The sequence below is a fragment of the Acinetobacter sp. YH12058 genome (genome assembly GCF_013419805.1).
Classification (GTDB): Bacteria; Pseudomonadota; Gammaproteobacteria; order Pseudomonadales; family Moraxellaceae; genus Acinetobacter; species Acinetobacter towneri.
In genome coordinates, this window is sequence record NZ_VOZL01000019.1 from 1 (window position 1) to 12,200 (window position 12,200).

The window sequence follows — 12,200 nt, forward strand, 5'->3', positions numbered from 1 at the left end:
AGTGAACCACCTGATCCCTTCCCGAACTCAGAAGTGAAACCTCTTCGCGCTGATGGTAGTGTGGGGTTACCCATGTGAGAGTAAGTCATCGCCAGCTCATTATTCTAAACACCCTCAACTAGCGTTGAGGGTGTTTTTTATGTGGGAAAGAAAATATTAAGAAGAAAAGTAGAAAGAGAAAGGAAAATAAAACCATCTGAGGATGGCTTTAATTCAACGGGTATTGGCTACTTTATTAAGCTAGTAAGTCAAAATTAAAGTGCATCTTTTAAGTTTTTTTGGTGCTGTTTTACTTGTTTCGCGTAGCGTTTACCTTGCTTTTTCATTTTTCGATTACTATTGTAGCCAGTAGGTCCCACATTGTAATAGGCCAAAGCTTTAGGCCATTTACCCGACTGATTTTTATAATGATTTAAAATAAATGTACCACAGTTGATATTGGTATGTTCATGGAATAAATCGCCAGGACAAGTCTGCTGCCAATAACGTGGAATAATTTGTGTGAACCCAACTGCACCTGAAGGTGAAACAGCATAGGCACGATAATTCGATTCTTGTCTAATAACTGCAGCGACAAGCAGAGGATCAACATTATGTTGTTCTGCACTTTGTACAATGATTGGTGCTACACGATTTGCTGTATTAGGATGCACAGCATAAGCCTTTTGGATCCCTGTAGAAAGTTTAGCTGAGCGTTTTGCAAGAGAGCCACCTCCTAGTGGAGAGCAGGCTGCTAACGTTAAAACAGTACAACCAATACTGAATATTTTTATAGATGGATATTTTCTAAATGCATTAAAAATCATATTAAAACTATATCTGTCATTTTGGCGTATGTGAGTATATATACTGATTTTGAGGTGAGCGATTGGTTCAGTCAAGTGAACTGAAGATTTGAATTGTATCGTGTCAGCATAATACAGAGGTTTCGTTTTGTTTTATCGAATGATTGGATAAACCAATGGAGTCTGATCTATCCTTAGGTTTTAATAATATGTCAAATTGATGACAAGTTTTTTATTTAATATAAACTATTGGAATAGAACAAATAAACTGCAATTTTAAGATAAAAGTACGTACAATATCGGCTTTTTAGCACTTTGAAAATTGCTTATTGCACAGGGAGTAAGTGTGTTAGAAGTCTTTGTACAATTATGTGGTGGTATTGGCCTATTTTTGATTGGTATGACCATGATGACGGACAGCTTAAAAGATATGGCAGGGGAAACCTTGCGTATTTGGTTGTCTAAGTTCACAGGTTCACCCATTAAAGCTGTGCTTTCAGGCATCGGTTTAACTTTAATTGTACAGTCTTCTATGGCAACAACTTTAGCCACAATTGGTTTTGTCAGTGCGGGTATTCTTACTTTTGCTCAGGCAATTGGTGTCATTATTGGCGCGAATATTGGCACAACCAGTACGGGTTGGATGGTGGCATTTTTAGGTGTTAAATTTTCCATCACCAGTTTTGCATTACCTTTGCTGGGTTTGGGTGCAATGCTCAAATTATTTAGTCAGGGGCGAGTTGCATTATTTGGAATGACATTGGCAGGTTTTAGTCTGATTTTCCTTGGCATTGATATGTTGCAAGTTGCCATGTCAGGTTTTGCTGAACGTGTCGATTTATCAGTATTTTCAAGTAGATCTTTGATTGCCCAACTCAGTTTGGTTTTGGTCGGTATTATCATGACCATTCTGTTGCAATCTTCAAGTGCTGCAATTACCGCGACCTTAGCAGCATTGGCCAGTGGTGCGATTGATTTGCAACAGGCTTTAGGTTTGGTGATTGGACAGAATATTGGTACGGTGGCGACAGCCATTATTGCTGCAATTGGTTCAACTGCAAATGCCAAACGTACTGCAGCGGTTCATGTGATTTTTAACATCATTTCAGCCATTTTTGCTTTTATTATTTTAAAACCGTTATTTCTTGAGCTAACACAAAATCAACGTCTTATGGCAACATGGGACAATGTGGTGATTGTTGCTGCATTTCATACAGCATTCAGTATTTCTGGTACTTTGATTATTTTGCCTTTTATCCGTCAGTTCGAAAAACTGATTATGAAAATTATCCCAGATCAAACTCAATCGGTTTTATGTTATCTCGATCAAGCGAGTTTATCTGTGCCCGCCTTGGCTATTCATGCTGCATCAAAGGTGATTTACCATAGTTTGTATGACGTTTTGGTGATGCTGAAACTGGCTATCCAAGAGGGAAGATTACCTTCAAAAGTACGTTTATTACAGCTAGATGAAGTACTCATTCAAGTCCAACGCTATTTGGAAGAAATGTCGATTTCAGAAAATGAAGCCGATCAACAGCGTTTAATGGCGATGCTTCGTTTGATGGTGTATTTACGTGTTTTACGAAGTGATTTGGAAAATATTACTTTAGCAAAAGAAATACGCACGCAACCTGCAATTTATCAAGTTGGCTTAGATTTTGTACAAATTCTTGATGAACATCTAAAGGAAATGGATGATTTTGATGTGCATAAACACGTGCTAAGTCTAAATACGGAATTATCTAATTTGAAAAAATGGACAGAAGATCAACGTGCCGAAAACCGTGAAAAAGTGTTGCAATATACTGCTGTGAATCAGCTCAATGCTGCGACAGGTTTAGAGTTGTTGGCGGCACAACGCTGGTTGGACCGCGTGATTGCGCATGCACAACGCTTAGCTAACGTGTTGGTTGAAAATTCGCGTAAACCGAGTTGATGATTTTAGGCTATTTTTTCGATAGTTACTTTTATATTTAAAAATGGCCTAAGCGAATTCACTTTTAATCTCAATCAAGCGTATAATTTGAGCATCGTTTTTTACAGTATTTTTTCAATGACTCCAGCAGCTAAACTTTTAAAAGCCAAGAAAATTCAATTTTCTATGCATGAATATGAACATGATCATAATGCTAAAAGTTTTGGTTTAGAAGCTGCGGAGAAGTTAGGCTTAGATGTCACAGAAGTATTTAAAACTTTATTGGTCAGTGATGATAAGCATTATTTTGTGGCGATTTTACCTGTCCATTACCAATTAAATCTTAAAAAAGTTGCGGCTGCTTTTCAGTGTAAAAAAGTACACATGGCTGATCCTAAAGATGCTGAGCGTTTGACAGGTTATTTGGTTGGGGGCATTAGTCCAATTGGGCAGAAGAAACAACTGAAAACAGTGATTGATGCATCCGCTCAACAGCTTGCAACTATGTATGTGAGTGGAGGGAAGCGGGGATTAGATATTGGTTTAACACCAAGCGATTTGGCAAAAGTTTTAAATGCTAATTTTGTAGATATTGTAGATGCATGATATGTTGAACTTTATATTGTTTTGAGTCCAAAGCACACAGATGCTTGTTCTTGTATGAATGTAGCAACTATTCCTATTCGTTTCATCTCAGTGATTCTTGTTCCAAGCGACCATTTAATAACAAAAAAAGTTATCTTTAAGCAATAAATAGGGTAATTAAAAACTCGTATTGATGATTTTTTAACAAACTAAATTTTATGTTATATTAGTGAAAGTTAAGAAATTCTGAGAGGTGCAGTATGGGTAAGCGTCTTAAAGACTACACAATCGAAGATCGAAAAGCTCGTCCAATGTGTCCAGCTAAACCTATTGACTTTGGTGATGATGAGACTACCAATCGCATTATGTTAGATGCTGCTAAACGTGTAATTCGTCGGCATAAAAAAGAACTTATTGCGCTTGCTCACAAATGAGTCTAATGCCCTCAACTTTTGTCGTTGCTGTCTATTTTGATATATCTTTATTACGTTATGAGGCAGTCATTTAGAATGACTAAATTTTCTGCCTTATGACTTAATATCAGCCAAAAACTTGCGAAATCTCTCTCACATCGCAAACATAGACGAATAGTCAGATGAAGTTTACAAAACTTACAAGAGAATAGTTGAATAATAGTTACAATAATATATTATAAAAACATATATTGTTTTGGGTGTTCAAAATGCATGATTATCTGCTGGCATTAATCGGTGGTGGATTGCTTGGTCTTGCAGTCGTGGGCTATTTATATGTTCATGGTCGTATTGCAGGCATTAGTGGTTTACTGGCTCAAGTATTAAATCCGCAAACGCTGTTCAAAACGCCTGCATTGTGGTTTGTGTTAGGTATTTTCATTGTGCCTTTTTTCTATGGCATCGTGGCTCAACCTAAAGTTGAATTGAATGCAAGCCCATTGATGATGATTGTGGCGGGATTGTTGGTTGGTTTCGGTACTCGTTTGGGTTCGGGTTGTACCAGTGGACATGGTATTTGTGGCATGAGTCGTTTATCTAAGCGCTCCATTGCAGCAACAGCTACCTTTATGTTAGCTGGCTTTATTACCGTTTATGTTATCCGCCATATCACAGGAGCATTCTAAATGAAAAATTTCTTAGCCTTTGTTTTCGGTGGTATTTTTTCAGCTGGATTGATTCTTTCTGGTATGTCGAATCCTGAAAAAGTTTTAAACTTCCTCGATCTTTTCGGTACATGGGATGCAAGTCTGGCATTTGTTATGATGGGTGCAATTGCGGTTGCCTTTATTCCATTCCAAAGAATTATGCGCCAAGCTGAACCAAAAACCATTTTAAATGAACCAATTGATTTGCCTAAACAAACTCAAATTGACTCTAAACTGATCACAGGTAGTTTTATTTTTGGTATCGGTTGGGGCGTTGCAGGAATTTGTCCAGCGCCAAGTCTAACCTTGATTGGTTTAGGTTATTATCAAGCAATCTATTTCATTGTTGCAATGTTGGTGGGGATTCTCATTCATCGTAAGGTTGCAGGAGCATAAGATGCACGCAGATATTCAGCATTTTTTTGATGAAAATACTAATACATTCAGTTATGTGGTAAGTGATCCTGTAACGCGTCAATGTGCCATTATTGACAGCGTGTTGGATTATGACCCTGCATCTGCGACTACTTCAACAATTCATGCCGATGAAATCATTGCTTACATCCAAAAAAATGAATTAACGGTTGAATGGATTTTAGAAACGCATGTGCATGCCGATCACCTGACAGCTTCTCAATATTTAAAAGAGCAGTTGGGTGGTAAAATTGCCATGAGCCATAAAATTTCGATTGTGCAAGAAACATTTAGTGCTATCTATAACTTGGATATCAAGTATTTCAATTCACATCAATCATTTGATTATCTGTTTGACGATCATGAAACTTTTACGATTGGTGAATTACAAGCCTATAACATCCCTACACCGGGGCATACGCCTGCTTGTTTAAGCTATGTGATCGGTGATGCTGTATTTGTAGGTGATACTTTGTTTATGCCTGATTATGGTACGGCACGTTGTGATTTCCCGAAAGGCAGTGCAGGGCAGTTGTACGATTCTGTGCAAACGCTATACGCATTGCCTGAAGAAACACGAGTGTTCTTATGCCATGATTATCTACCAGAATCACGTGAACAATATGAACATGAAACACTGCTCAAAACTCAAAAAGAGCAGAATATTCATATTCATACAGGGGTAAGCAAAGCTGAATTTATTGAGATGAGAACTCAGCGTGATGCTACTTTAACGATGCCTAAATTGATTCTGCCATCAATTCAAATCAATATGGACGCAGGTAAGTTCCCACAACCTGAGGCCAACGGCATTCGTTATTTAAAGTTGCCTTTGAATTATTTTAAATAAAATTTTAAGAAAAGTTCATCTTGTATGTTATTGCTTAGGCTCACACAAATAGCCTAAGCAATATTATAAGTTTCACCGTAAAAAGCACATATAAAATTTGATTTATAAACTCAAAACTCATTAAATAGATCAATCATTTGAATTCAAGTTTAGAGTCTATTTTATGTTGTTAAATTATCAAATCACGCAAAATCAGCCTGAATCTACATTGCCACCTTTGGTTTTTATTCATGGTTTATTTGGTAGTTTGAGTAATTTAGGCATGCTCGCACGTGCATTTCAAGAACAGCGCACCGTAATTCAATTAGATGTGCGCAATCATGGTAAGTCTGCGCATTGTGATGACATGAATTATGCAGCAATGGCACAAGATGTTTTAGAAACGTTGAACAGCTTGAATATCAAACAGTTTTCTATGGTTGGGCATTCAATGGGCGGTAAGGTTGCAATGACTTTAGCTCCTCTGGCTGCTGGGCGTTTACAGCAATTGGTTTTATTGGATATTTGTCCTTTTGCTTATCCTGAAAATCGTCACGATCAAATTTTTACAGCCTTGTTTGCTGTGCAAGATGCACAAGTTGAAAGTCGCCAAGCGGCAATGGAAATTATGCGTGAGCATCTTCAAGAAGAAATGGTTGTGCAATTTTTGATGAAGTCATTTAGCAAAGGGCAATGGTTATTTAACTTAAATGCGCTACATGAACATTATGCCGAAATTTTGTCATGGCAGACGGTGCAGAGTAATGTAGATACTTTGTTTATTCGTGGTGGTAATTCGCCTTACATTGAAGCGCCTGAGCATTATGCCGCTATTCAAGCACAGTTTCCTCACGCAAAAGTTGAAACAGTCGCTCATGCAGGGCATTGGTTGCATGCCGAAAAAACAGCAGAGGTATTGGCATTCATGACTGAGTTTTTAGATTAATCTTGTCTAGTATTTTGCATCATTCGATGATCTAAAATGATCTCAGTTTTTAAGTCAATTTTAAACCAATACTTCATTTGGAGTATTGTTTTTTTCTTCACACTGATCTGCATAGATGAACGGTTTAGCTTTTATTCTCAACAATAAAAAAGAGCTGATGTTGAATCATCAGCTCTTCATTTTAAACTTAAGCAACCTTAAATTGCTTATGCTTTTTCTTCTTCATTGCCTGCAAGTTGCTTTAGCAAATGCTTTTCAAGATAGTGAATATCCATTGCTTGTTTGCAGAAGTTTTTATCTTGCAGAATTAAGTCTTTGTGCAAAGGAATGTTGGTTTTAATTCCTGTTAAGATAGTTTCATCCAAGGCTTGACGCATACGCGCAATACTGGTTTCACGATCTTTACCATGCACAATCAGTTTAGCAATCATTGAGTCGTAATACGGCGGAATGCTATAACCTTCGTAGATGTGTGAATCTACACGAACACCTGCACCACCTGGGGCATAGAAGTGTTCAATTTTACCCGGTGAAGGTACGAAGGTGGTTGGGTCTTCTGCGTTAATACGACATTCGATTGCGTGACCACGAATTTCAACCTGATCTTGCTCAATGTCTAAACCTAGACCTGCAGCAATACGCAATTGTTGTTCAATGATGTCAATGCCTGTCACCATTTCAGTTACAGGGTGCTCAACTTGAACACGGGTATTCATTTCAATGAAGAAGTATTCGTCATCTTCAAATAAGAATTCGAAAGTACCTGCACCACGGTATTGCATTAACTTACATGCATTAACACACGCTTCTAAAATATCGGCACGTGCTTGTTCTGGTAAGTTAGGTGCTGGCGCTTCTTCAAGCACTTTTTGGTGACGGCGTTGTAATGAACAGTCGCGGTCATAAAGGTGAATCGCGTGACCATTACCATCAGCCAATACTTGTACTTCTACGTGGCGTGGCTTTTGTAAGAAACGCTCCATATAGACCGTGTCATCACCAAACCACATTTCTGCATCACGTTGAGCTGCTTGAACTGATTCAAGCAAGGTGTCTACGCGCTCTACAATACGCATACCACGACCACCACCACCAGCAGCAGCTTTTACAATGAGCGGGAAACCAATTTCTTTGGCTTCAGCTAAAGCATTGTGCGGTGTAACGGCGTGTGCTGAACCTGGTACAGTTGGTACGCCAGCTTTACGCATTGCAGTAATTGCAGAAACTTTGTTACCCATTAAGCGAATATGCTCAGGGCGTGGACCAATGAAAATGAAACCTGAACTTTCTACAATTTCAGCAAATTCGGCATTTTCAGCAAGGAAACCATAACCAGGGTGAATGGCATCTGCACCTGTAATTTCTGCTGCAGTAATAATTGCAGGAATATTCAGGTAACTTTCACTGCTCGCACCCGGACCAATACACACGGCTTCATCACAAAAGCGTAAGTGCATCAGGTCTTTATCGGCATCTGAATAGATACCCACGGTTTTGATCCCTAAAGTTTTGCAAGCTCGGGTGATGCGCAGGGCAATCTCACCACGGTTTGCAATTAAAACTTTTTGCAACATTGTGAATCCCCGAGGTCTTAAGCGCGGTAGCGGAAGAGTGGTTGACCAAATTGAATCACTTCGCCATTTTTAACTAGAATTTCTTCAATCACGCCACTTTGAGTTGCTTCAATTGGGTTCATGATTTTCATTGCTTCGATAATGCCAAGCGTTTCACCAGCAGAAACAGTTTGACCCACTTTAATAAATGGTGCTTCACCTGGGCTTGGTGCTGCATAGAACACGCCAACCATTGGAGAAGTTTCAACAGCACCACGTGGTGAAGATTTAGGTGCAGATGGTACTTCTGCAGAAGGTGCAGGCATTGCAGGAACTGCTGCCGCTACTACTGGACTGCGACGAGTTAATGCAATCGACTGATCGCCTTCTTTAACTTCAATCGCTTGTAAGTCAGATTCAATCATCAAGTCGATGAGTTTCTTGATTTTACGAATATCCATGGACAGTATTCCTAGTTTAAGATTGTGTAGTAGGTTGAATTTTTTCAAGAACAAAGTCGAGTGCTGCGGCATAGCCTTTTGCGCCTAAACCGCAAATCACACCAATGGCTTTGTCTGATAAATATGAATGATGTCTAAACGCCTCACGTGCATGCACATTCGACAAATGGACTTCAAGAAATGGAATAGCGACCCCTAACAAGGCATCACGTACCGCAACAGAGGTATGCGTTAATGCAGCAGGGTTAATAATGATATATTGTGTGCCATCTAACGCGGCTTGATGAATTCGGTCTACAATTGCGCCTTCCCAATTACTTTGGAAAGTATCTATAGAAATTGATGCTTTTTGCGCTTGTGAAATGAGCTGTTGATTTATATCCTCAAGAGTGAGGTAACCATAAACTTCGGGTTCACGCTTTCCTAGCAAATTTAGATTCGGTCCATGAATAACCAAAATGGTCGAAATCATTCCGCTTGCTCCAATAAATAATTGCAATAATACTTTGCAAGATGTCTGCAAAGTTTGCTAATTATGGCATAAAATTCCACATTTTTTTTGTAATTTGTTTAATTTGACGTAGAAAGCGTGTGCCAAAATGAGGCTCTATAATGAAAACTTTGCAGGGAATTCGCAATGTTAAAAAATTACATTTTTAGTTTTTTTTGCTGATTTTTATATTCTAAAACAACTGACCAAATCTATTCATTTGTTTTCTGTAACGACTGATCAAGCGAGTGACTTGAACTGGTTTGATTCGGAATGTCAAAGCCAGAAAACAACCAACATCAATATCGCATTTCTTTATAGCATGATATTTCGTTGCTGTTTATAAAAAATGGCGATTCCATTTTTTCAGTTCATTCAAAGTAGATGACCACACAAACTGCAGTGGATCATCTAATACGTTTTGTGATCATCGTTCAAGTGGTTATGGATTCGATAGAAAGATCATTTCGATAATAAGATATTTTAAAAATTCAACTTTATTTAAATAAAACATGAGCTTAAATGGAATGCTTTGATTGATATATTTATCTATATTTTAGTCTGGAATAGATGCTCCTACGCTGCGTATTATATTTTGAGTGGGGTGCTGTTGGTTTTATGTACACTTTAATTAAGTTGTAGATTGATCACAAGACCAAGCACATGCACGATCTGCACGGATATCTACCTCATTTAAAAATATGACGTGGTATCGAACAAAAAAACGGTGATGAAAGTTTCAGCAATTTTTTTCTAGCCAATGTTCTTCTACTCAATAGCCCGCAGCATCTACATCATAGATAAAATTTTAGAACGCATTGACCTTTTATTTCAAAAATCACCTTAAAAATGGCGTTATCGTAAAGTAGAGCAATATGTTCGGTATTGGCAAAAGTTAAGTGATCTTGTTCTGAATCTTGCTTTATTTGCTGTTAAAGCTCAGAAAAGCTTAATCCGTCTGTTGTTTCTCTGTTGCAGAAGGTGCTGCATCAAAACTGACAATCACTTTTAAACCTTGCGGTTGGTTAGCCTGAAATTGAAGTAGGTAGCCATATTGCTCTAATAATACTTTGACTAGAGTTAGACCTAAGCCATAGCCTTGTTTATGCGCAGATTTACGCCAAAAACGCTGAGTCAGAATGGTAAAATCATCTTCATTCAGGCTTTTGCCTTGGTCTGCAATGATCAATTGCAGGTCTTGCATATAAATTTGAATGTTTGGCGCATCCTCTGCATGCAAATAAGCATTTTGAATCAAGTTTTTCAGTACCATGTGCAACGCAGGCGCTGGAATATTAATGTGTTGTGCTACCAAACTCGCCCAATCAATCTGTAATTTCGCTGATAAATTGGGATATTCCACAGTCAGTTCCGACAAGACTGTTTCTAATACGCTACGCATATCTGCATGGCTATGTGCCGCTTGAATACCTGCTTCAGTTTGACTGAGCAATAACAGTTGTTCCAAAAGTTGTTGATAACGTTGGATGCTGCGTTCTGCGTGTTTTAAATTGTCGATGACTTTGGCTGTATCTTGGGCAGATGCGGTTTGATTCAACATCAATTGGCTCAGTTGCACATGCGTTTTAATAGCCGTTAACGGCGTGCGCAGTTCATGCGCAGCAAATGCACTAAAGTTTTTTTCGTGTTCCAGACTTTTATGTAGGCGTTCAATCAGCATCAATAAGTTATCGACAAAAGGCTGAATTTCTTTAGGAATTTTTTGTGATCTCAGTTCAATTAAATAACGAGAAGCTTCATCTAAAGATTGTTTTTTCTGAATTAAGTGGCGGGTGATGTGATCGAGCGGTAAAAACTCCAGACGGATAATCCACAAAATTAGCAAAATACAAATAATCAAAGTAAGCAGTAAAGGAATCAGTACCGACTGTAAAATTTGTTTAAGTAGGTTTTGCCGTAACTGAATTTTTTCAGCCACCACCACCTGAACTTCACCTTCACGCAGTACATAACTACGCCATTGCAGTCCATTTTCTGTCCATGTGCTGAAACCGACTTGTTGGTTTTTTAAATTTTTCGGTGCGCCTTGAGTGCGTGCAATCACATGCTGTGGTAATGAAACATCGGCACGGAAAATAGAGACTTCACAAGCAATTAAACTATGTAGCAAGGCATTTTCTGATTCGGCATGCAAACTTTCTGTGAGTTGTTCTAGGGGCAGTTGCTGAATCAGGCGGGCGACCATACGGGCTGAGGTAGAAAGTCGTTCATCCAGCGTATTTTGTAAGCGTTGTTCCAAGTCATGGTAGAGCCATGCAAAGACAATCACCCACAGCAAAATAAATGCACAGCTGATGGTCGATACCAAACGCCATTTCAGACTGTAGTTTTTCATGTCAGCAGCTCAGGTTTAAAGATGTAGCCGACACCACGCACCGTTTGAATAAAATCGGGGTGGATTTTATGCCGTAAATGGTAGATATGCACATTTAAGGCATTGCTTTCGATACTGTCTTGAAAGCCATACACTTTATCTATCAGTTCTTCATTTTTTAAGATTTGGTTCGGATGCCGTAAAAAGGTTTCCAATAGGCTATATTCACGGCGTGAAAGCTGAATGTTTTGTGAATGCCAACTGACTTCTTGTGTATCGAGGTTCATGTGTAACTGACCACTTTGCAGTTGGTTCGATGAATAACCACGATGACGGCGGCTTAATGCATATACACGGGCAATCAGTTCATTTAATTCAAAAGGTTTAGTTAGGTAGTCATCTGCTCCTAAGTTGAGCGCCTGTACGCAGTCTTGAGTATGATTCCGCGCGGTTAATACCAATACTGGAATATGAATGGCATCTTTACGCCAGTTTTCGAGTAACTGTAAACCATCTTGGTCAGGCAGACCTAAATCGAGCAGGCACAGATCTACCGCACTATGACGTATGAAGTAATCGGCATTGCGCGCGTTATTCACGTGTTCGACTGAAATACTTAAAAATTCGAGTGCTGCCACAATACTTTGGGCAATATAAGGATCATCTTCCACCAAAACGACGAACATATTTGCTCCTATACCACAGTCAGCCCAATATATGACACATCTCGATCACGCCACAAATTTAGATTAGGCACCTACAAT

The 12,200-nt window shown here is 38.8% G+C and carries 13 protein-coding genes and 1 rRNA gene; 8 read left to right on the forward strand and 6 right to left on the reverse strand.

The window, feature by feature from the left end; translation table 11 throughout:
* Window positions 1-97: ribosomal RNA gene (rrf, locus tag FTU09_RS10765) — 5S ribosomal RNA — on the forward strand; the annotation flags it as partial.
* A 157-nt stretch (window positions 98-254) separates the two neighbouring features.
* Here rrf and FTU09_RS10770 read toward each other — a convergent pair.
* Window positions 255-806 carry a lytic transglycosylase domain-containing protein gene (locus FTU09_RS10770; protein ID WP_180009043.1) on the reverse strand — a complete coding sequence of 184 codons (552 nt, stop codon included), beginning with the start codon at window positions 804-806 and terminating at the stop codon, window positions 255-257.
* 325 nt (window positions 807-1,131) lie between these two features.
* Between FTU09_RS10770 and FTU09_RS10775 the strand changes: the two genes are divergently transcribed.
* From FTU09_RS10775 to FTU09_RS10805, 7 genes are all read left to right on the forward strand, one after another.
* Window positions 1,132-2,724: a Na/Pi cotransporter family protein gene (locus tag FTU09_RS10775; protein ID WP_180009033.1), complete on the forward strand. Its 1,593-nt coding sequence runs from the start codon at window positions 1,132-1,134 to the stop codon at window positions 2,722-2,724.
* A 117-nt stretch (window positions 2,725-2,841) separates the two neighbouring features.
* Entirely contained in the window at window positions 2,842-3,309 is a 468-nt protein-coding gene (gene ybaK / locus FTU09_RS10780) for a Cys-tRNA(Pro) deacylase (RefSeq protein WP_004973860.1), read from the forward strand.
* 239 nt (window positions 3,310-3,548) lie between these two features.
* A complete protein-coding gene (locus FTU09_RS10785; protein WP_004973856.1) occupies window positions 3,549-3,722 on the forward strand; it encodes a hypothetical protein in 174 nt (57 codons plus the stop codon).
* Between the two features lie 248 nt (window positions 3,723-3,970).
* A complete protein-coding gene (locus FTU09_RS10790) occupies window positions 3,971-4,387 on the forward strand; it encodes a YeeE/YedE family protein (RefSeq protein ID WP_004973854.1) in 417 nt (138 codons plus the stop codon).
* A complete protein-coding gene (locus tag FTU09_RS10795) occupies window positions 4,388-4,804 on the forward strand; it encodes a DUF6691 family protein (RefSeq protein WP_004973852.1) in 417 nt (138 codons plus the stop codon).
* A gap of 1 nt (window position 4,805) precedes the next feature.
* The gene (locus tag FTU09_RS10800; protein WP_004973849.1) at window positions 4,806-5,672 is read left to right on the forward strand and encodes an MBL fold metallo-hydrolase; all 867 of its coding nucleotides are present in this window, start codon (window positions 4,806-4,808) and stop codon (window positions 5,670-5,672) included.
* 163 nt (window positions 5,673-5,835) lie between these two features.
* Window positions 5,836-6,597 carry an alpha/beta fold hydrolase gene (locus tag FTU09_RS10805; protein WP_180080288.1) on the forward strand — a complete coding sequence of 254 codons (762 nt, stop codon included), beginning with the start codon at window positions 5,836-5,838 and terminating at the stop codon, window positions 6,595-6,597.
* 206 nt (window positions 6,598-6,803) lie between these two features.
* Here FTU09_RS10805 and accC read toward each other — a convergent pair whose 3' ends face one another.
* From accC to FTU09_RS10830, 5 genes are all read right to left on the reverse strand, one after another.
* A complete protein-coding gene (gene accC, locus FTU09_RS10810) occupies window positions 6,804-8,171 on the reverse strand; it encodes an acetyl-CoA carboxylase biotin carboxylase subunit (protein WP_004973841.1) in 1,368 nt (455 codons plus the stop codon).
* Between the two features lie 17 nt (window positions 8,172-8,188).
* The gene (gene accB / locus FTU09_RS10815; protein ID WP_004973838.1) at window positions 8,189-8,611 is read right to left on the reverse strand and encodes an acetyl-CoA carboxylase biotin carboxyl carrier protein; all 423 of its coding nucleotides are present in this window, start codon (window positions 8,609-8,611) and stop codon (window positions 8,189-8,191) included.
* Window positions 8,612-8,627: 16 nt separating this feature from the next.
* The gene (gene aroQ, locus FTU09_RS10820) at window positions 8,628-9,083 is read right to left on the reverse strand and encodes a type II 3-dehydroquinate dehydratase (RefSeq protein WP_179994446.1); all 456 of its coding nucleotides are present in this window, start codon (window positions 9,081-9,083) and stop codon (window positions 8,628-8,630) included.
* A 967-nt stretch (window positions 9,084-10,050) separates the two neighbouring features.
* On the reverse strand, window positions 10,051-11,457 hold the full coding sequence (locus tag FTU09_RS10825; RefSeq protein WP_104851943.1) for an ATP-binding protein: 1,407 nt from the start codon (window positions 11,455-11,457) through the stop codon (window positions 10,051-10,053).
* A complete protein-coding gene (locus FTU09_RS10830) occupies window positions 11,454-12,122 on the reverse strand; it encodes a response regulator transcription factor (protein ID WP_096902342.1) in 669 nt (222 codons plus the stop codon). The genes FTU09_RS10825 and FTU09_RS10830 overlap by 4 nt, the downstream gene beginning before the upstream one ends.
* Between the last annotated feature and the right edge of the window lie 78 nt (window positions 12,123-12,200).

Excerpts from the sequence above, each read along its gene's own strand:
- FTU09_RS10770 (WP_180009043.1), bottom strand. The coding sequence starts at position 806 with ATGATTTTTAATGCATTTAGAAAATATCCATCTATAAAAATATTCAGT.
- ybaK (WP_004973860.1), top strand. The coding sequence starts at position 2,842 with ATGACTCCAGCAGCTAAACTTTTAAAAGCCAAGAAAATTCAATTTTCT.
- FTU09_RS10785 (WP_004973856.1), top strand. The coding sequence starts at position 3,549 with ATGGGTAAGCGTCTTAAAGACTACACAATCGAAGATCGAAAAGCTCGT.
- FTU09_RS10790 (WP_004973854.1), top strand. The coding sequence starts at position 3,971 with ATGCATGATTATCTGCTGGCATTAATCGGTGGTGGATTGCTTGGTCTT.
- FTU09_RS10795 (WP_004973852.1), top strand. The coding sequence starts at position 4,388 with ATGAAAAATTTCTTAGCCTTTGTTTTCGGTGGTATTTTTTCAGCTGGA.
- FTU09_RS10800 (WP_004973849.1), top strand. The coding sequence starts at position 4,806 with ATGCACGCAGATATTCAGCATTTTTTTGATGAAAATACTAATACATTC.
- FTU09_RS10805 (WP_180080288.1), top strand. The coding sequence starts at position 5,836 with ATGTTGTTAAATTATCAAATCACGCAAAATCAGCCTGAATCTACATTG.
- accC (WP_004973841.1), bottom strand. The coding sequence starts at position 8,171 with ATGTTGCAAAAAGTTTTAATTGCAAACCGTGGTGAGATTGCCCTGCGC.
- accB (WP_004973838.1), bottom strand. The coding sequence starts at position 8,611 with ATGGATATTCGTAAAATCAAGAAACTCATCGACTTGATGATTGAATCT.
- aroQ (WP_179994446.1), bottom strand. The coding sequence starts at position 9,083 with ATGATTTCGACCATTTTGGTTATTCATGGACCGAATCTAAATTTGCTA.
- FTU09_RS10825 (WP_104851943.1), bottom strand. The coding sequence starts at position 11,457 with ATGAAAAACTACAGTCTGAAATGGCGTTTGGTATCGACCATCAGCTGT.
- FTU09_RS10830 (WP_096902342.1), bottom strand. The coding sequence starts at position 12,122 with ATGTTCGTCGTTTTGGTGGAAGATGATCCTTATATTGCCCAAAGTATT.